The organism is Okeania sp. SIO1H4, assembly GCF_010672695.1.
Classification (GTDB): domain Bacteria; phylum Cyanobacteriota; class Cyanobacteriia; order Cyanobacteriales; family Microcoleaceae; genus Okeania; species Okeania hirsuta.
This window is the reverse complement of the sequence record NZ_JAAHGB010000006.1, coordinates 109,503-127,578: the sequence shown is the minus strand read 5'-3', so window position 1 is coordinate 127,578 and position 18,076 is coordinate 109,503. Positions and strand designations below refer to the sequence as shown.

Genomic DNA, 18,076 nt, shown 5'->3' with positions numbered 1-18,076 from the left:
TGGGGTGGATATCCTACCTACCTGAAAATATCAGGAACGGGCAAGATACCCATTCCACAAAACTCTAATAACTAAACGCCTATTTTTTCACTTCTTTCACACCATCCTTAACATAACTTGCCTTACCATTACCATTACCATTACCATTTCCGTTAGTATAACCATTACCATTACCATTACCATTACCATTAGAAAAACCATTGATATCATAACCACCTGCCAACTCTTCAGCAGATTTATGAAATAAACGTGACTGTAAACCTTTCGCCATCACATAAAATATCGGCACTACATATAAACTCAAAATTGTAGAAACCAACATACCACCCATAACCGACATTCCAATTGAAACCCGACTAGCAGCACCTGCACCAGAAGCAAAAGCTAATGGCATTACCCCGAAAATGGTAGAAAACGCCGTCATTAAAATTGGACGAAACCGCAAACGGGATGCTTCAACCGCAGCTTTAGTAATAGACATACCATCTGCCAACAATTGATTAGCAAATTCCACAATCAAAATCGAGTTTTTCGTTGCCAAACCAATCAACATAATCAACCCAATTCGACTATAAACATTCACTTCCAACTGCGCCAACCACAACGCTCCAAAAGCACCCAACAAAGATAACGGTACTGCCAACAAAATCACCACCGGGTCAATATAACTCTCAAACTGAGCTGCCAATGTCAAGAAAATAAAGATCATTGCCAAGGCAAAAAGAAGCATCGTCGCTTGACCCGCATCTCGAAACTGTGACGACTCACCCTGGAGGTCGGTTCGCATATCAGCAGGTAAAATCCGGTCTGCCAAATCGTCCAACGCTTGTAACGCCTCACCCAGACTTACTCCTGGAGCAGGACTTCCTTGAATAGTTGCCGAACGAAATCGATTAAAGTGATTAATCTGAGGAGGAGTGGTTGTCGTACTTACCTTCACCACATTACTCAAAGGTATCATTACTCCTGACTCAGTCCGTACATACAAATCATCAATATTTTGTAAACTATTACGAAACTGTTCCTCAGCTCGCACAATTACATCATAACGTTGATTTCCTTGGGTAAAGTTAGTAATATCTTCCCCTCCCATCATAATTTGCAATGTTCTGGCAATATCCTCCACCGACACACCTAAATTAGATGCCTGAGCGCGGTCAATTTCTACGGAGATCTCCGGTTTATTAATCTTCAAATCTGTATCAATATTATTCAACTGGGGTAACTGTTGCGCTTCATTAGTAAATTCTTCAGAGACTCGCGCTAGTTCTTCTAAATCATTTCCCTGCAACACAAACTGTACTGGTTGAGTGCGACCAGTTCCAGGCAATGAACCGGGGTTAATGGGAAAGACTCGTCCATCAGTAATGGGAGCAAATGCTCCAAACAACCGTTTAACAATTTCTTGTTGTGCTTCCTCTGGTTTCTTGCGTTCCGACCATGGTTTGAGGTTGGTGAAAGCAAAAGCTCGGTTTGCTTGGGCAGAACGACCAAATCCAACAATACTGAAATAACCTCTCATTTCAGGTATTTGAGAGAGTTTATCTTCTACTTGACGCATGACGTTATCAGTATATTGAACACTTACACCTTCTGGTGCAGACACGGATACAAATACTCGCCCCCGGTCTTCTGTGGGTAAAAATCCTTGGGGGAGTTGTTGATATAACCAAAAGATTAACCAGAAAGATAGGACAAATCCTAAAATTACTAATGGTTTCATTCTCATCAACAGACGCAATGACCAATCATACATGGCTGAGATGCGACTTAGAGCATAATCAAATAAATCTAGGGGAGTAGCAACTACGCGGGAAAGGAAGTTTTGATGTTCTTTTGGTTGATGTCTTTTTAAGATTCGCCCTGATAAGGTTGGTGCTAAAGTCAAAGCAACGAAGGTGGATAATACGACTGAGACTGCAATAGTTAGAGCAAATTCATTAAATACTTGCCCTGAAGAACCTCCAGAAAATGCGACTGGTAAGAATACGGCAATTAATACAACTGTGGTGGCAATGACGGCAAATACTACTTCTCCTACTCCTAAGATGGCTGCTTGCATGGGTGTTTTGCCTTCTTCTTGAATATATCGAACTATATTTTCTAAGACAACAATGGTGTCATCTACTACTAAACCTGTTGATAGTGTGAGGGCAAATAGGGTGAGGGTGTTGATGGAAAATCCCATGAAATACATTACCCCAAAAGCACCAATGAGAGAAACGGGAATGGTGATGGTGGGTATGAGGGTTGCTCTCCAGTCTCTCAGAAACGCATAGATAACTAAGACAACTAAACAAATTGCTAAAAATAAGCTTTTCCAAACTTCTTTGATAGCTACTTCTACAAATGTTGAGTAGTCAACACTGATGTAATATTCCATTCCTTCCGGGAAATCTTTGGATAATTCTTCCATCCTAGTTTTAACTCCGTTGGCAACTTCTATGATATTTGCCCCGGATAATTTACTGATACCAAGACCTACTGCTGGTTTACCATTATAACGAGCAAGGGTGCGATCGCTCTCTGCTCCAATTTCTGCTCTACCAATTTCTCTTAGTCTGGTGAGGGAATTATCATCATTTCGTCTGATGATTAGGTTTTGATATTCTTCTGTAGTTTGTAGGCGACCAAAAGTCCGAATTGGGTATTCGGTTGATTTTCCTTCTATTCTGCCACTGGGAATTTCTACGTTTTGTTCTCTGAGTGCTTGTTCTACATCTAATGCTGTAATATTTCGAGCAGCCATTTTTTGGGGGTCTAACCATAGTCGCATAGCGTAGCGACGTTCGCCACCGATCAAAATACTGCCCACTCCGTTAACAGTTTCTAAGACATTTTTGATGAATTTATCAGCATAGTTGCTTAACTCTAAGGACGAGTATTTTTCCCCAGTTAAAGCAAGCCAAATAATCCGTTCATCATCGCTACTGCGTTTAGAAACTACTGGCGCATCAACTTCATCGGGAAGTCTTCTCATAGCACGGGAAACTCGACTACGAACGTCTTGAGCTGCTTCTTCTAAGTCGCGACCTAGCCCAAATTGAACATTTATGGAACTTGAACCTTCTCTGGTGCTGGAGGTCAGAGTTTTGACTCCTTCGACACCGTTAATTTCTGCTTCGAGAATTTCTGTTACTTCTGTTTCTACTACTTCTGGGTTAGCTCCTGAGTAGGTGGTTCGCACGCTAACTACTGGAGGTTCAATAGTCGGAAATTCTTGCACTGGTAGACGGGTGTAACCTACTAATCCGATTAGGATAATTAGCAGGGAACAGACCGAGGCAAATACTGGTTTTTTGATGAAAAAATTGGTAAACATTAATTTTCAAGTCAAAGGTCAAAAGTCAAATTTTCAAGTCAAAATTCAAAATTCAAAAGTCAAAAGTAAGAAATTTACTGTGATTTTCAAGTTAAAATTCAAAAGTCAAAAGTCAAATTTTCAAGTTAAAATTCAAAAGTCAAAAGTCAAAAGTAATATTTTAACTGTCATTAAGTGGTAAAATATGATTACATCATTATATTGATAATGGATAATGAACAATGGATAATTATTTGAAAATGGATTAATTATCAATTATATCAAATCCGCTTAATTGGACATAAAAAAAATATCCAATTGTCATAACTACGCTCATCTTTCTAATTTTTTCTTCTCCTGAATTCTGTTTGCGGAGCATTCCGTAGGAAATTCTGAATTCTAAAGACTTAACCATTCTATGGCTGTTTAACCGGATTTGATATTATCAATTATCCAAAAGCTAATAGCTAGTTAATACCAAGCGTGAAAAAAGAATGTTACAAATAATAAGCAGTATTAAAATAATTTGTAGGAAATATCTATTGGACGAAAAAGATAAATTACTACATAAGAAATGGTACCCTATTCATTCTGACTCCTGACTCCTGTCTCCTGACTACTAAGCAGTAACCTAAATATTTGTAGCAAAGATTTATCACGCCTTGTATAATACATTAATTAATTTCATTATGACTAAATTTTCTTGGACTAAACAATGGTATCCAGTAACTCCCATAAATTATCTAGACCCCTCTCATCCAACCCCAATAACTTTACTTGGTAAAAAGTTAGTAATTTGGCAGGATAAACAGGAAAAATGGATAGCAATGGATGATATTTGCCCCCATAAATTAGCACAGTTATCTTTAGGAAGTATTGATAAGAATGGAGACCTAATGTGTCGGCATCATGGTTGGTGTTTTGATGGAACAGGTAAATGTACAAATATTCCAATGTTGAGTGAAGAAAAAGCTCTAGAAACAGCTTGTAATAGTAAGCGATCGCAAGTAACTATATATCCTACTCAAGTGTCACAAGGATTACTTTGGGTATGGCCAGATAATAGTTCTACTGCTGTTGAAGATTCTATTTTAAAACAGCCTGCTGTGATGCCAGAAGATAAAGTTGATATCTCTTCAACAGATTGGTTTATGTCAGAAGTTCCTGTTGGTTATACTGTCTCTGTTGAAAGTAGTTTTGACCCTTCTCACGCCCAATTTTTGCATGAAGGAATTGCAGGTTTTTCTCCAGAAAGAGCTATTCCTATGCAACGTTTTAAAGTATTCGGAGAAATTTCTGCTGAAGATGGTTTTACCTTAAAACATTCTGGTTATAATGTTTTTAACAAAGATATGGATGCTACGCGTAAATTTATTCCGCCCTGTTATAATACAACAGTATATGAATTTAATAACGGCAAATCTGCTTTGTTTATATTATATTTTGTCCCGACAAAACCAGGTTATTGTAAACAGATTAGTAAGTTTATTTTTGATGCCGCTCCCCAAAAACGTAACTTGTGGTTTGAACTACTACCAAAGTATTTACAAACAGGATTAAAACATTCATCTAGCTATAAGTTAAGTAACCAAGATTTATCAATGATGCACTCCCAAACTATTAACGAATCAACAGAGAATAAAACTTGGCAAAAATCCTATTTCATGCCTTCATTAGCTGATGTTGGTATAGTTACTTTTCGCAAATGGTTAGATGAATTTGCGGGGGGGAAACCTGAATGGCAAGGAGTCACAGAAACACCTTTTCTAGAATTAAATGATGAACAATTATACGATCGCTGGCACAGACATACAAAGTATTGCCCTAGTTGTCGGCAATCTCTAATTTTGATAGACAAAATCAAAGATTTTTGTCAAAATTTTACAGCAGTTTTAGCAATTTTAGCTTTATTTTTAATCGCAATTAATCTGTCAGTAAAAATTATTTTGCTACCAGTCTTACTGAGTATATTGAGTTTAATTTGCTCTTATAAATTAGACTCCATAAGACAAGGTTTTCTGACCAGTATTCCCAAAACAGGTTTACCTGTGGTCAAATTGTATTAGGACTCTTCAACAATTAATTATTAATTATTAATTATTTAGGCCCTTGTTTGCCATACATTTCTATATCCGAAATATCGATTCAATACCAACTTGATACGGTCTCGGGGTCTCCCGTTATAATTGCGAGATTTAACGGGAGGGGAATTGCCGACAACAAGGTTATGTAGGTGTCGATTGATGTTCAACATATTGCTTTAATTGCTCAATAGTTACACCTCCGCAGCTAGCAACAAAATAAGAACCCGTCCACAGTACAGGTTTCCTGTAAAACCTAGCTAGGTAATCAGCAAAGTCTCTCCGGATCAACCTACTCGAAACAGTCTTGAGATTGGCTATAAATTTGCTCAGTTGAACTTTTGGGTTAAATGTGATTAACAAATGTACATGGTCAACTTCACCATTAAACTCTACTAATTCACACTCCCACTTTTGACAGGTTTGATCAAATATTTTATTTAACTGCTGCAGCATTTCAGAGGTAATTACTTTTCTTCGGTACTTGGTGACAAATACGATATGAACAGTAAGAGAATAAACAGACCTAAAACCTTTATTATAGTTGCTTGACATAACATAGCAGTAAATGTAAATTGAAGAAGGAGACAGGAGACAGGAGACAGGAGACAGGAGGAAAATTACATGGGGATTCGCTCCCCCAAGTAATTTTGAACACCGTGTAGACGGTGGGGTATTAAACCCACAAAGAAAATGATCAAAATATGATAATTACTTATTGCTATAAAATCAAGCCCACTTCTGAACAGTCAGCAAAAATTGACTATTGGCTAGAGTTGCTCAGGAGGCATTGGAATTACGCTAATGGTCAAAGACTAGACTGGTTAAATAGAACTAGGTGTCAATTAGACCGATGCTCAATAGTATCATGTCCTATCGGCGAGATTCCTGGCAAGCCTGATTATTATTTTCAACAATCAGCACTTAAACAAACAAAAATTCTCTTTCCAGAATACAAAGACATCTATTCTGAAGTTCAACAAATTAACTTACAAAGGTTGGATAAAGCCTGGAAACGTTGGTTAGTTCCAGATCAAACAGGCAAGAGATTTGGTAGACCAAGATTCAAGAAGTCTGGCAAATTAAGGTCATTTTGTTTTAGTAGAGTTAATCATCCTAAAGCAGCAGTTAAATTTGATGGCAAGCAAATTATTATTAGCAGGTTTGGTGCTATTCCAGTAATAGTTCATAGACATATTCCAGATGGGTTTACGATCAAAACTGCAACTATAACCAAAAAAGCTGATGGCTATTATGTTAGTTTTAGCTTGGAAGATAAGTCAGTTCCTAATCTAATTCCTACAGAGAATATAAAAACTGCTGTGGGTATTGATGTCGGCCTCAAAGAGTTTCTGACGACCAATACTGGAGACACTGTTTCTGTTCCTAATTTTTATAGAAAATCTCAATCTAATTTAGCTAGAAAACAAAGTAAAGCAGCTAGAAAAGAAATTGGTTCTAATAACTGGAAAAAGGCTCAAAATAGAATAGCTAAATTACATCAACATATTGCTAGACAAAGAGAAGAATTTCATTACAAAACTGCCCATAAATTAGTTAAAGAGTATGATTTAATTGCAGTTGAAAACCTTAACATTAAAGGTTTAGCCAGAAATAGCAAATTATCAAAATCAATCTATGATGTAGCCTGGGGTGCTTTCATTGAAAAATTGAATGCAGTGGCGGTCAAACGCGGTGTTCATGTAGTCAAAGTCACTCCTCATAATACATCACAAAATTGTTCAAATTGTGGTCATAAAGTACCTAAAACTTTGTCAGTTAGAACTCATTCTTGTCCTAAATGTAAAACAGTTTTAGATAGAGATGAGAATGCAGCAGTTAACATATTAAATAGAGCATTAAACGAGGTGGGTATCATCTTGTCTGCTTGTGGAGGCTTAGACGTTGGTCAGCCTATGTTCGCGTAGCGTTGCGCCAGCAAAGCAAGAAACTTTTGAAACTTGGGTTCAATTATCTTTGTTTTAGAAGCTCCCGTTATAATCGCGAGATTTAACGGGAGAGACTTCACTTACATAACTTCTCTATTTTTTCTAGTATTATTAGTAGACAGCTAGCAATTTTTAATTATTGATGAAAGAAATAATCAACAATATCTTAACTCGTCTGGGTCAAGTTAAACTACCTACTCCATCATATTTTGAGACCCTAAAAACTTACACTGTCAAAAAAGTATCAGATGCCGATACTTTTGATGTTATTTCTGATGAAGATAACCAGGAAATGACTGTACGTTTCGTTTATATTGATACTCCAGAAACTTCTAAAGGATGGGGAGATTCACAGGTGGAAAAAATGAATCGTAAAAATGAAAATCAAATATATCGTAGTCAATTTGAATGGGGAGAAAAAGGCAAAGAGCGACTCCAAGAATTAGTTGAAAAAAGTGGTAATAAAGTCAAAGTTAAAGTTACTGGAGAAGAAAAACGACCAGGGCGATCGCCACGTTGTTTTGGTGAAGTTTATTTATTAGATGGTACTTTTGTACAATACATTTTAGTCCAGGAAGGCTTGAGTCGAATTTATTATGATTATATTAGCGAATGTCCAAGAGACACTGCAATAATGTTGTTATTAGCAGAAGCGGATGCTCAGATAAATCAACGTGGAATATGGCAAGAATCTCAATCAGAATTTATTCCACCTTGGGTGTTTCGTTCCCTGAAGAAAAAACAAAGGTCTTTTCTGAGAGATATGAGTCAAGACTTGAAAGAAGGTACAATTACTGAAGCTGATTTTGATGCTACATTTAAACTCAAATTACAGGAGCAAGACCAGATTTTATCAACTCTTTTTGAAGACTTGAAAAATGGTGTCATTACTCAACCTGAGTTTGAAGATAAAGTTCAAGAACAAGCTAATAATTTATTTGCACAATAATTAATTTTGACAAAATATTCAAATTATTGAAATACTGAGGCGATCGCTTTTGTGGGTGGCTCAAAAATCTCAAAACTATTGTACAATAGAAAAAATAGCTCCAAAACTACAACGTTGGAGTTTTTTTTAATTGAGCTATTCTATTGCCAGAGTCAGGTAAAAGCCAGAAATTATCCTCAGTGTTTCAATTGAGTGGCACTCTCGGCGATCGCTTTTGTGGGTGCCTCAGAAATCTCAAAACTATTGTACAATAGAAAAAATAGCTCCAAAACTACAACGTTGGAGTTTTTTTTAATTGAGCTATTCTATTGCCAGAGTCAGGTAAAAGCCAGAAATTATCCTCAGTGTTTCAATTGAGTGGCACTCTCGGCGATCGCTTTTGTGGGTGCCTCAGAAATCTCAAAACTATTGTACAATAGAAAAAATAGCTCCAAAACTATAACGTTGGAGTTTTTTGAATTTATCCAGGACTTACGCACCAAGCGCCGTATCTAGTAGGGGCGAATGGCATTCGCCCCCCTACAGATAGCGTATTGTCTAAGAATTTGCGTAAGTCCTGTTATCTATTCTATTGCTAGAGTCAGGTAAAAGCCAGAAGTTATCCTCAGTGCTTCAATTCAGTGGCACTCTCGGCGATCGCTTTTGTGGGTGTCTCAGAAATTTCAAAACTATTGTATAATAGAAAAAATAGCTCCAAAACTATAACGTTGGAGTTTTTTGAATTTATCTATTCTATTGCTAGAGTCAGGTAAAAGCCAGAAGTTATCCTCAGTGTTTCAATTCAGTGGCACTCTCGGCGATCGCTACATTTTTTACTTTGAGGCGACCTTTAATTTCTCTGAATAACTGCGGGTTCCAATTCAATAAATTGACTAATGGTTTAGATGGCATAATTAATTACTCCAATCAAATAAAGCAGGACTTACGCAGAGACTCTACATATAGTGAGGGTGAATACCATTCGCCCCTACGACTTTTGATTTCCGTGAAGCCGTATTACTTTTACTATTTTTTGAACTGTTGACTTCCGCAAAGCTAAATATTTAAGTCAGTAATTTTTGAGAATTAGATGTACCTAATTTTCTGATTTTTTTGGTCAGTTGTAAAGTTACTAATGTCAAGACACTCCACTGACCAATAATTGCAATTAACATTGATGCGATCGCTGGATAATTTAAGTCAATGGAGAGCCAAGGAAAAGTTGAAAATAGCCATAAATTTGAGTGATTATCAGGTGAAATTGACAGTAATAATAAAGCAATAGGTGGCAAATAAATTAAACTACCTAATATTCCTACTGCGCAAATAGCAGGTTTTTTGACTTTCATCAACAATACAAGTTGAACGATCGCTGCATAAATTAAAATTAAATTTAGGCTCATAATTAAAGTTAAAATAGCTCGTAATTTAATTTCATTGTCATGCCAAAGTAAAATCCATGAACTCCAAATTAAACCAGTAATAACTAGGTTAATTCCGATCGCCACTAAAGCTGGACTTTTTTCACCCCAAATTAACTCTTGTTTTAAACTAATAGCTACACCTTTAACAATTGTAGTTTCATCATTATTAATTTGTTGATGTCTGTATCTTGCCCAATCTTGCACACTTTGTCTTTGAGGTGATAACAAAGCAATGACTAACAAAAACCAGAATAAGTTAATAGTGCAGAAGAAAATCAGTGAATTTCATAAAATGTAGCTTGATTTTTCATCATTGCCAATATTTATTAATAAGAACAATGGCAGTAGATAAAAATGGAAACATCCCATTAACCAATAGCTTTGTTCTTTACTAATAATTGTGGCATTAGGATTTCGGTAACGACGATTTACAGCTTTCCAAATCCAGTAGCTTCCCAAAACTAATGCTAGGTAAATTAAAATTGGTACTCCTAATAGTTTGCCAAGCAAAATTTTCTGGCTAGATTGAGGACTAAGGCGAATAAAATTGAGAGTACCAAGACGTTTTTCTTTGGCCAGGTCCGCTACTAACATATAGACACCGCCAATTAATATTACAGCCAAAAATATCCAACTTAAAGCTTTGAATATATCTAGCCACCAATACCTAAAATAATTATGGCACTTACTATTAGTAAATCTCTTATTCCATCAGTACCAATAAGAGCGTAAGACTCATCAGTATATGATTGAATTATACTGATAATAGGAAACAAAAATACTCCGGTTATTGTTGCAATTAACCAAGCTTGAGTAACTCCTAAAAAGGCCAAAAGTAGTGAGGCATTGTAGAGAAAATAACAAACTGTAATTAAAACTCCATAAAATCCAAATAACCAAGATAAAGACAAACCAGATGAAATATTAGCCCACAAATGTAAAGGCAAAGAAATAGCGATTGCTAGGTAAATTAAAATTGGTACTCCTAATAGTTTGCCAAGCAAAATTTTCTGGATAGATTGAGGACTAAGGCGAATAAAATTGAGAGTACCAAGACGTTTTTCTTTGGCCAGGTCCGCTACTAACATATAAACACCGCCAATTAATATTACAGCCAAAAATATCCAACTTAAAGCTTTGAATATATCTAGCCACCAATATGACCAGTCAATAGCAGTACAATATATATTTTTTTCTACTTCTACTCTTACACAATATCGGTTATAGAGAACAACACCTTTACCGTATTCTTGTGGAAGTTTTCCTAGAAAAAACATCATTACTATGAATTGACACAGGAGAGATGCTGAGATGGCGATCGCTACATTTTTTACTTTGAGGCGACCTTTTATTTCTCGGAATAATTGAGGATTCCAGTTAAATAAATTGTTTAATGGTTTAGATAACATAATTTATCACTCCAATAAGAAATTTTCCATGGTGAATTCTTCAATTTTTTTGACCTGTCAATAATTTCTGAGAATCGGATGCACCTAATGTTTGAATTTTTCTAGTTAGTAGGAAAGTTACTAATATTAAGACGCTCCACTGACTAATAATTGCTATTAACATTGGTGTGATAGCTAAAAAACCTTCGCCAATAGAAAACCAAGGGAAAGTAGAGAATAACCACAAATCAGGGGAACCCTCGGGTGTAATTGACATTAACAAAATTAGTGCCAAAGGTTGTAAAAAAATCAAACCACCTAGTATCCCTATTGCCCAAATAGCAGGATTTTTGATTTTCATTAGCAATATAAATTGAGCGATCGCTGCATAAATTAAGATTAAATTTAAGCTCAAAATTAAGGTCAAAATAACTGGTAGTTTAATCGTATTATCTTGCCAAAATAAAATCCAGGAAATCAAAATTACAGCAGTAATAACTACATTAATTCCCATTGCTACTAAAGGTGGACTTTTTTCACTCCAAATTAAATCTTCTTTTAAACTAATAGCCGATCCTTTGATAATTGTAGTTTCATCATTATTGACTTGTTGATGTCTATATCTTGCCCAATCTTGTATGCTCTGTCGTTGAGGTGACAACATAGCAATTACTAATAAAAACCAAAACAAATTAAGAGTACAGAATAAAACCGGTGAATTGTGTAAATCGTCAGTAATACCTATCGCTAACAAAAACAGTAGCAGATAGACTTGGGAACATCCCATTAACCAATAACTTTGTTTTTTGCTAATAACTGTACGATTAGGATTTCTGTAACGCCGATTTACAGCTTGCCAAATCCAATAGCTTCCCAAAATTACACCTGATATAATCATCGCACCAGTTCTTAGTAGAAAATCAGGAAAATGGGCACGAACTGCATAATCATAAGTATATGGTTGAATAATGGTTAGAAAAGGGTACAAAAATATGGCTGTTATGGCAGCAGCTAACCAAGCTTGAGTAACTCCTAAAAACACAAAAAGTATTGACGTATTGTAGAAAAAACAACAAACTTTTATTAAAATTCCATAAAATACAAAAAACCAAGATAAAGGTAAACCAGATGATATATTTGCCCACAAATGTAGAGGTAAAAAAATAGCTCCTGCTAGGTAAATTAAAATTGGTACTCCTAATAGTTTGCCGAGCAAAATTTTCTGACTAGATTGAGGACTAAGACGAATAAAATTGAGAGTACCAAGACGTTGTTCTTTTGCTAGGTCTGCTAATAACATATAGACACCACCAGTTAACATTAAAGTCAGCAAAATTATATTCAAAGTGCTGAAGATATCTACCCACCAATTAGACCAATCAATACCTGTACAATATCGTCCTACTTCGACACAATATGGATTATGGCGAGCAACATCTGTACCATAAGTTTGTGGAAGTCTTTCTAGGAAAAACATCATTACTATGAATTGGCAGAGGAGAGATGCTGAGATGGCGATCGCTACATTTCTAGTTTTGAGGCGACCTTTAATTTCTCGGAATAATTGAGGATTCCAATTGAATAAATTGTCTAATGGTTTAGATAACATAAGTTATAACTCCAAAGATTATAAAATTAATTTGCTTGCTGATGTCCGAGTTTCAGAAAAATTGCTTCCCAGGAAAAAGTGTATTTTACTTTCTATGTGTTTTGATAATGGAATCGGCCTCAGATTAATTTTTTTTCTAAGTCGTTATTAATTACTTAAACAGTAAGCATTCAGCAGTCAGCTATCAGCAATCAGCTTCTAAGATACATCTATAATTTATGCCCATAAATTATATGAGTTGACAACTCAAATATATGGTTGAAAATGTAGTAGAAGTTAAAAGAACTCTTGCTTCATTCATTAAAGCTAGGAGCTGACTGCTAATAGCTGAATGCCTACCTTAAACAGACTTCAATATTATTCAGTTATTGAGTTCCTAATAATTTTTATGACTCTAAGAAATTTTCTGACTGTAAGAAATTTTGTCTGGTGAATTCTTCAATCTTTTTGACCTATTAGTAATTTCTGATAATCAGATGCACCTAATTTTTTGATTTTTCGGATTAGTAGTAAAGTTACTGATATTAAGACAGTCCACTGACCAATAATTGCTATTAAAATTGGTGTAATAGCTAAAGAATTGTTGAGAGCAAACGAAGGAAAAGCAGAGAACAACCACAAATCAGGATAAATATCAGGGTTAATTGACATTAACGTTAGTGCCAAAGGTTGTAGAAAAATAAAACCACTTACTATTCCTGTAGCCCAAATAGTAGGCTTTTTGACTTTTGTTAGCAATATAAATTGAGCGACCGCTGCATAAATTAAGATTAAGCTAAAGCTCAAAATTAATATCAAAATAGCTGATAGTTTGATCGTGTTATTTTGCTGCCAAAATAAAATCCAGGCAATCCAAATTACAGCAGTAATAACTAGATTAATTCCTATTGCTACTAAAGCTGGACTTTTTTCACTCCAAATTAAATCTTGTTTTAAGCTAATAGATAATCCTTTGACAATTGCAGTTTGATCATTATTAACTTGTTCATGTCTATATCTTGCCCAATCTTCTACACTTTGTCGTTGAGGTGACAACATAGCAATTACTAATAAAAACCACAACAAATTAAGAGTACAGAATAAAGCCAGCGATTCTTGTAAAACGTCAGTTGATTTATAGTCAATATTGTGTAGTAAGAAACATAGCATTAGATAGACTTGGAAACATCCCATTAAGCAATAGCTTTGTTTTTTATTAATAGCTGTAGCATTAGGATTTCTGTAACGACGATTTACAGCTTGCCAACTCCAGTAGCTTCCCAAAATTAGAGCTGAAATAATCATATGACCAATTCTTAAAGTAATTATCACACCAATTCTTATTAGTAGAACATTTCTTTCATGAGTACCAATAAGGGCGTTAATCTCATCACTATACCCTTCATCAATAGCAGCTATTAGAAGATAGAAAAATATGCCTGTTATGGCAGCAGCTAACCAAGCTTGACAACCTACTAAAAACGCAAAAAGTAGTGAGGTATTGTAGAAAAAACAACAAACTATTATTAAAACTCCATAAAATACAAAAAACCAAGATAAAGACAAACCAGACGATATATTTGCCCACAAATGTAGAGGCAAGAAAATAACTACTGCTAGGTAAATTAAAATTGGCACTCCTAATAGTTTGCCGAGCAAAATTTTCTGACTAGATTTAGGACTAAGACGAATAAAATTGAGAGTACCAAGACGTTGTTCTTTTGCTAGATATCCTACTAACATATAGACACCGCCAATTAACATTAAAGGAAGCAAAATCAAACTCAAATTGTTGAAGATATCTAACCACCAACTAGACCACTCAATATCTGTACAATATTTTCCTACTTCGACACAATATTGACTATCACTGGTAACATATCTACCGTATTCTTGTGGAAGTCTTCGTAGATAATACGTCATTACTATGAATTGGCACAGGAGAGATAAAGAGATGGCGATCACTACATTTCTGGTTTTGAGACGACCTTTTATTTCTCGGAATAATTGAGGGTTCCAATTGAATAAATTGACGAATGGTTTAGATAACATAAGTTATAACTCCAAAAATTTTGAAATTAACAGGATTTACTCAAAGAAACCCGGTTTCTCCTAAATGTCTATTGTTAAAAATAATGGTTTACCGTAGAAACCGGGTTTCTGGGTTCTTCCTGGGTAAGTCTTAATTTGCTTGCTGATGTCCGAGTTTGAGAAAAATTTCTTCTAGGTCTTCTTGAGTACAATGGAAATTTGTGACTGGGATATTAGCAAGAATGAGCGATCGCAACAAACTAGCAGCATCTTCGGGAGTTCCGGAAAATTGAACTTGTACTTGCTGACTATCTGGCAAAACTTCCCAAGCTTCCACCCAGGGAGAATTTTTAATTTCCGCAATCAAGTCTGATAACCCACTCATAACAGAAATCGAGATTTGCTGAGTACTAAGACGTTGATAAAGTTCTTTGAGAGAAGCACTTTCTACCAAATAACCTAATTCCATTATTCCTATAGAAGAGCAAAGGTCTGCCAAGTCACTGAGAACATGGGAAGAAATGACTATTGTCATGCCTGCTTCTTGCAATGCTTTGATAATTTCCCGAAACTGCATTCTGGCAATGGGGTCTAAACCAGAAACAGGTTCATCTAATAATAGTAGCAGGGGTTCGTGAATAATAGTTCTGCCTAAACTCAGACGTTGTTTCATACCCCGGGATAGAGTAGAAATCATACTATTCCGTTTATTCACCAATTCGACCAATTCCAAGACAGTAAAAAGTCGGCGTGAACGGTAAGGTTCCCGCAAATTGTAAAGTCTGGCAAAATAGTCAAGATAATCCCACAAAGTTAGGTCGTCATATACCGGAAAGTCGTCTGGCAAAAAACCGAGGCGTTGTTTCAGGGTGGGGTTGGTATGGTCACGCAGTAGGCGTTCTCCACTGATATATATTTCCCCTATTGTGGGTTCTTCGGCAGTAGCTAACATTCTTAATAGGGTGGTTTTGCCTGCCCCATTAGGTCCAATCAGTCCATAAACTTCCCCAGTAGCTACTTGTAAATGGAGGTCGTTGACTGCTATATGGCGATCAAATTGTTTGGTAAGGCCACGAGTTTCAATTGCTAGTTCTTGTAGCATGACTGTTAAACAGAAGAAGGTAGGTTAAGTGGGTGGGTTGAAACTACCCTAGCCAATGTCTACAGGATTTGGCATTAAGATTTCGCAATGTTTAGGCACATTATATTTTTGTGGTAATTCTGTTATGTTCATTACATTTTTCAATAATTTTGAGTATAATCTCTGGATATATAAAGATTGAATTTGTTAAGCGATCGCTCTCTATATGTGAAAATTTTTATTACTGAAGTCGTGCTTTTTCCATGACAGACTTAATATAATCCGTTTTTCCTGTTGTGTATGCTTTTCGAGCGATCGAAAAGCGTTGAGCAAGATTACGTTTTAATTTTGCATAGCGTGCTGCTTCATCTGGATGCTGACAAAGATAGTCTCGAAATATTAAACACTCCCATAATATACTGTCTGCTTCGACGATATGAACATGATGAGTGCGTGGACTGTTAGGTGGTAGACCTTTGACAAAAAACATCCGCTCTGGATCGGAATTATCAAACCAATATTCATATCCCAAGAGTTTTAACTGAGGAATAGCTATTTGTTTTGGTTCCTCAAGTGAAGATACTTCAATCAATAAATCAATAATAGGTTTTGCTGCTAAACCTGGTACTGCTGTGCTGCCAAAATGTTCGATACGATGAATAAGAGATTCTCCTAAAACTTCACGAATGTGTGTAGCTTCTTGCTGAAACATAAATTTCCAGTCTGGATTATGTTCGACGATAATAATTGCATCCATTTATCTATAAAATATTAACAAAAAACAGCGTTGGTAAAGCGCGTGTATGATATTAATCTTAATTCTTTAGGAGTCAGGAGTCAGGAGTCAGAACTCAAGAGTCAGGAGGGAATAAAGAAGAAGAAACCCCGAGTAGAAGGAGAAAGTTTTTTTGCCACGTAGACGGAACGGAGTTCTATCGCGCTCTTATCCGGACATAATATAATACCTCTTTTCACCAACGGCCAAAAAACTAATACCAAAGTTATTAGGATAATATTACAGATCGGGACTTATGCAAGTGCATAATTATGTTGGAACTAATGCAGTCAATTACCCAACCAGATATTTTTATAATCAGGACTTACGCAAATTATTAGATAAAACGCTATCTGTAGAGGGCAAATGCCATTCCCCCCTACTAGATATGTCGCTTGGTGCGTAAGTCCTGATAATATAAGTACAATAACCAATTGAGAAAAGTTCCATGAAAAAATTGATTAATAACCCCAACGATCTAGTTCGGGAAAGCCTTCAAGGTATGGCGATCGCCCACCCCGATCTAATTAAAGTCAACTTCGATCCCCACTTTATCTACCGCGCTGATGCACTGATAAAAAATAAAGTTGCCATCATCTCCGGTGGTGGGAGCGGTCACGAACCAATGCACGGAGGTTTTGTGGGGATGGGAATGTTAGACGCTGCTTGTCCTGGTGAAATTTTTACCTCTCCCACTCCCGACCAAATGTTAGAAGCTGCTAAAGTCGTCAACTCAGGTGCAGGTGTTCTCAATATTGTCAAAAATTATAGTGGCGATGTGATGAATTTCGAGATGGCAGCTGAACTTGCTTTCTCAGAAAATATCCGAGTCTTGAATATATTAATAGATGATGATGTCGCCGTTAAAGATAGTCTCTTTACTCAAGGGCGGCGAGGTGTCGGGACCACAGTGTTAGCAGAAAAAATATGTGGTGCTGCTGCTGAAGCTGGTTATGACTTGAAGCAAATAGCAAACCTTTGCCGGAAAATCAATCTTAACGGACGCAGTATGGGAATGGCATTGACATCATGTACAACACCTGGTAAAGGTAGCCCCACTTTTGAGTTAGGTAATAACGAAATTGAATTTGGTATTGGCATTCATGGGGAGCCAGGGCGAGAACGAATGTCTATGAAATCTGCCGATGAAATTGCGGAAATGTTGGCTGTATCTATTATTGAAGATGTAGGTTATAGTCGGATACTACGGGAGTGGGATGAGGATAAAGGAGAATGGCAGGAAGTGGAGTCGAGGGACCAACCATTTGAGTCTGGCGATCGCATCCTGGCTTTTGTTAATAGTATGGGTGGTACTCCTATTTCTGAGTTATATATTATTTATCGTAAATTAGTAGAAATTTGCGAACAAAAAGGACTACACATTGTCCGTAATTTTATCGGACCTTATATTACTTCCCTAGAAATGCAAGGTTGTTCTATTACTTTGTTGAAATTGGATGATGAGTTTATTAAATTCTGGGATGCGCCTGTGAAAACTCCGGCATTACGATGGGGTATTTAGGGTTTGCG

Annotated in this window: 15 protein-coding genes; 5 read left to right on the top strand and 10 right to left on the bottom strand. The window is 36.2% G+C overall.

Going from position 1 to position 18,076, the window contains the following annotated elements:
- Nucleotides 1-79: 79 nt before the first annotated feature.
- Nucleotides 80-3,322 (bottom strand): efflux RND transporter permease subunit, encoded by a 3,243-nt coding sequence (locus tag F6K06_RS04835; RefSeq protein WP_287242681.1) that lies wholly within the window; start codon nucleotides 3,320-3,322, stop codon nucleotides 80-82.
- Nucleotides 3,323-3,990: 668 nt separating this feature from the next.
- Between F6K06_RS04835 and F6K06_RS04830 the strand changes: the two genes are divergently transcribed.
- Nucleotides 3,991-5,367, top strand: a complete 1,377-nt coding sequence (locus tag F6K06_RS04830) for a Rieske 2Fe-2S domain-containing protein (RefSeq protein WP_287242682.1) — start codon at nucleotides 3,991-3,993, stop codon at nucleotides 5,365-5,367.
- 159 nt (nucleotides 5,368-5,526) lie between these two features.
- Here F6K06_RS04830 and tnpA read toward each other — a convergent pair whose 3' ends face one another.
- Nucleotides 5,527-5,937: an IS200/IS605 family transposase gene (gene tnpA, locus F6K06_RS04825; protein WP_124154763.1), complete on the bottom strand. Its 411-nt coding sequence runs from the start codon at nucleotides 5,935-5,937 to the stop codon at nucleotides 5,527-5,529.
- 149 nt (nucleotides 5,938-6,086) lie between these two features.
- On the opposite strand from tnpA, the gene F6K06_RS04820 reads away from it, so the two are divergent.
- Both F6K06_RS04820 and F6K06_RS04815 read left to right on the top strand, forming a co-directional pair.
- Nucleotides 6,087-7,310 carry an RNA-guided endonuclease TnpB family protein gene (locus F6K06_RS04820; RefSeq protein WP_124146770.1) on the top strand — a complete coding sequence of 408 codons (1,224 nt, stop codon included), beginning with the start codon at nucleotides 6,087-6,089 and terminating at the stop codon, nucleotides 7,308-7,310.
- Between the two features lie 163 nt (nucleotides 7,311-7,473).
- Nucleotides 7,474-8,280, top strand: a complete 807-nt coding sequence (locus F6K06_RS04815) for a thermonuclease family protein (protein ID WP_124146769.1) — start codon at nucleotides 7,474-7,476, stop codon at nucleotides 8,278-8,280.
- Nucleotides 8,281-9,048: 768 nt separating this feature from the next.
- Here F6K06_RS04815 and F6K06_RS04810 read toward each other — a convergent pair.
- The 8 genes from F6K06_RS04810 to F6K06_RS04775 form a co-directional block, all read right to left on the bottom strand.
- The gene (locus F6K06_RS04810) at nucleotides 9,049-9,171 is read right to left on the bottom strand and encodes a hypothetical protein (protein ID WP_275670296.1); all 123 of its coding nucleotides are present in this window, start codon (nucleotides 9,169-9,171) and stop codon (nucleotides 9,049-9,051) included.
- Between the two features lie 152 nt (nucleotides 9,172-9,323).
- Nucleotides 9,324-9,926 carry a hypothetical protein gene (locus F6K06_RS04805; RefSeq protein ID WP_124143633.1) on the bottom strand — a complete coding sequence of 201 codons (603 nt, stop codon included), beginning with the start codon at nucleotides 9,924-9,926 and terminating at the stop codon, nucleotides 9,324-9,326.
- Between the two features lie 42 nt (nucleotides 9,927-9,968).
- On the bottom strand, nucleotides 9,969-10,277 hold the full coding sequence (locus F6K06_RS04800) for a hypothetical protein (RefSeq protein WP_287289615.1): 309 nt from the start codon (nucleotides 10,275-10,277) through the stop codon (nucleotides 9,969-9,971).
- Between the two features lie 59 nt (nucleotides 10,278-10,336).
- The gene (locus F6K06_RS04795; protein ID WP_124143635.1) at nucleotides 10,337-11,092 is read right to left on the bottom strand and encodes a hypothetical protein; all 756 of its coding nucleotides are present in this window, start codon (nucleotides 11,090-11,092) and stop codon (nucleotides 10,337-10,339) included.
- A gap of 40 nt (nucleotides 11,093-11,132) precedes the next feature.
- Entirely contained in the window at nucleotides 11,133-12,680 is a 1,548-nt protein-coding gene (locus tag F6K06_RS04790; protein WP_124143636.1) for a hypothetical protein, read from the bottom strand.
- 438 nt (nucleotides 12,681-13,118) lie between these two features.
- Nucleotides 13,119-14,711, bottom strand: coding sequence for a hypothetical protein (locus F6K06_RS04785; protein ID WP_287242687.1), 1,593 nt, complete (start codon nucleotides 14,709-14,711; stop codon nucleotides 13,119-13,121).
- 130 nt (nucleotides 14,712-14,841) lie between these two features.
- Nucleotides 14,842-15,792 (bottom strand): ABC transporter ATP-binding protein, encoded by a 951-nt coding sequence (locus F6K06_RS04780; RefSeq protein ID WP_124143638.1) that lies wholly within the window; start codon nucleotides 15,790-15,792, stop codon nucleotides 14,842-14,844.
- Between the two features lie 220 nt (nucleotides 15,793-16,012).
- Nucleotides 16,013-16,528, bottom strand: coding sequence for a GrpB family protein (locus F6K06_RS04775; protein WP_124143639.1), 516 nt, complete (start codon nucleotides 16,526-16,528; stop codon nucleotides 16,013-16,015).
- A 30-nt stretch (nucleotides 16,529-16,558) separates the two neighbouring features.
- Here F6K06_RS04775 and F6K06_RS04770 point away from each other — a divergent pair, with 30 nt between their 5' ends.
- Together F6K06_RS04770 and dhaK are read left to right on the top strand one after the other, a co-directional pair.
- Entirely contained in the window at nucleotides 16,559-16,690 is a 132-nt protein-coding gene (locus F6K06_RS04770) for a hypothetical protein (protein WP_275670297.1), read from the top strand.
- A 304-nt stretch (nucleotides 16,691-16,994) separates the two neighbouring features.
- Nucleotides 16,995-18,068 (top strand): dihydroxyacetone kinase subunit DhaK, encoded by a 1,074-nt coding sequence (gene dhaK / locus F6K06_RS04765; RefSeq protein ID WP_124143640.1) that lies wholly within the window; start codon nucleotides 16,995-16,997, stop codon nucleotides 18,066-18,068.
- The last annotated feature ends 8 nt before the right edge of the window (nucleotides 18,069-18,076 follow it).

What these genes read in the sequence shown, in the direction of transcription:
- F6K06_RS04835 (WP_287242681.1), bottom strand. Translation starts at nt 3,322, where the DNA reads ATGTTTACCAATTTTTTCATCAAAAAACCAGTATTTGCCTCGGTCTGT.
- F6K06_RS04830 (WP_287242682.1), top strand. Translation starts at nt 3,991, where the DNA reads ATGACTAAATTTTCTTGGACTAAACAATGGTATCCAGTAACTCCCATA.
- tnpA (WP_124154763.1), bottom strand. Translation starts at nt 5,937, where the DNA reads ATGTCAAGCAACTATAATAAAGGTTTTAGGTCTGTTTATTCTCTTACT.
- F6K06_RS04820 (WP_124146770.1), top strand. Translation starts at nt 6,087, where the DNA reads ATGATAATTACTTATTGCTATAAAATCAAGCCCACTTCTGAACAGTCA.
- F6K06_RS04815 (WP_124146769.1), top strand. Translation starts at nt 7,474, where the DNA reads ATGAAAGAAATAATCAACAATATCTTAACTCGTCTGGGTCAAGTTAAA.
- F6K06_RS04810 (WP_275670296.1), bottom strand. Translation starts at nt 9,171, where the DNA reads ATGCCATCTAAACCATTAGTCAATTTATTGAATTGGAACCCGCAGTTA.
- F6K06_RS04800 (WP_287289615.1), bottom strand. Translation starts at nt 10,277, where the DNA reads ATGTTAGTAGCGGACCTGGCCAAAGAAAAACGTCTTGGTACTCTCAAT.
- F6K06_RS04795 (WP_124143635.1), bottom strand. Translation starts at nt 11,092, where the DNA reads ATGTTATCTAAACCATTAAACAATTTATTTAACTGGAATCCTCAATTA.
- F6K06_RS04790 (WP_124143636.1), bottom strand. Translation starts at nt 12,680, where the DNA reads ATGTTATCTAAACCATTAGACAATTTATTCAATTGGAATCCTCAATTA.
- F6K06_RS04785 (WP_287242687.1), bottom strand. Translation starts at nt 14,711, where the DNA reads ATGTTATCTAAACCATTCGTCAATTTATTCAATTGGAACCCTCAATTA.
- F6K06_RS04780 (WP_124143638.1), bottom strand. Translation starts at nt 15,792, where the DNA reads ATGCTACAAGAACTAGCAATTGAAACTCGTGGCCTTACCAAACAATTT.
- F6K06_RS04775 (WP_124143639.1), bottom strand. Translation starts at nt 16,528, where the DNA reads ATGGATGCAATTATTATCGTCGAACATAATCCAGACTGGAAATTTATG.
- dhaK (WP_124143640.1), top strand. Translation starts at nt 16,995, where the DNA reads ATGAAAAAATTGATTAATAACCCCAACGATCTAGTTCGGGAAAGCCTT.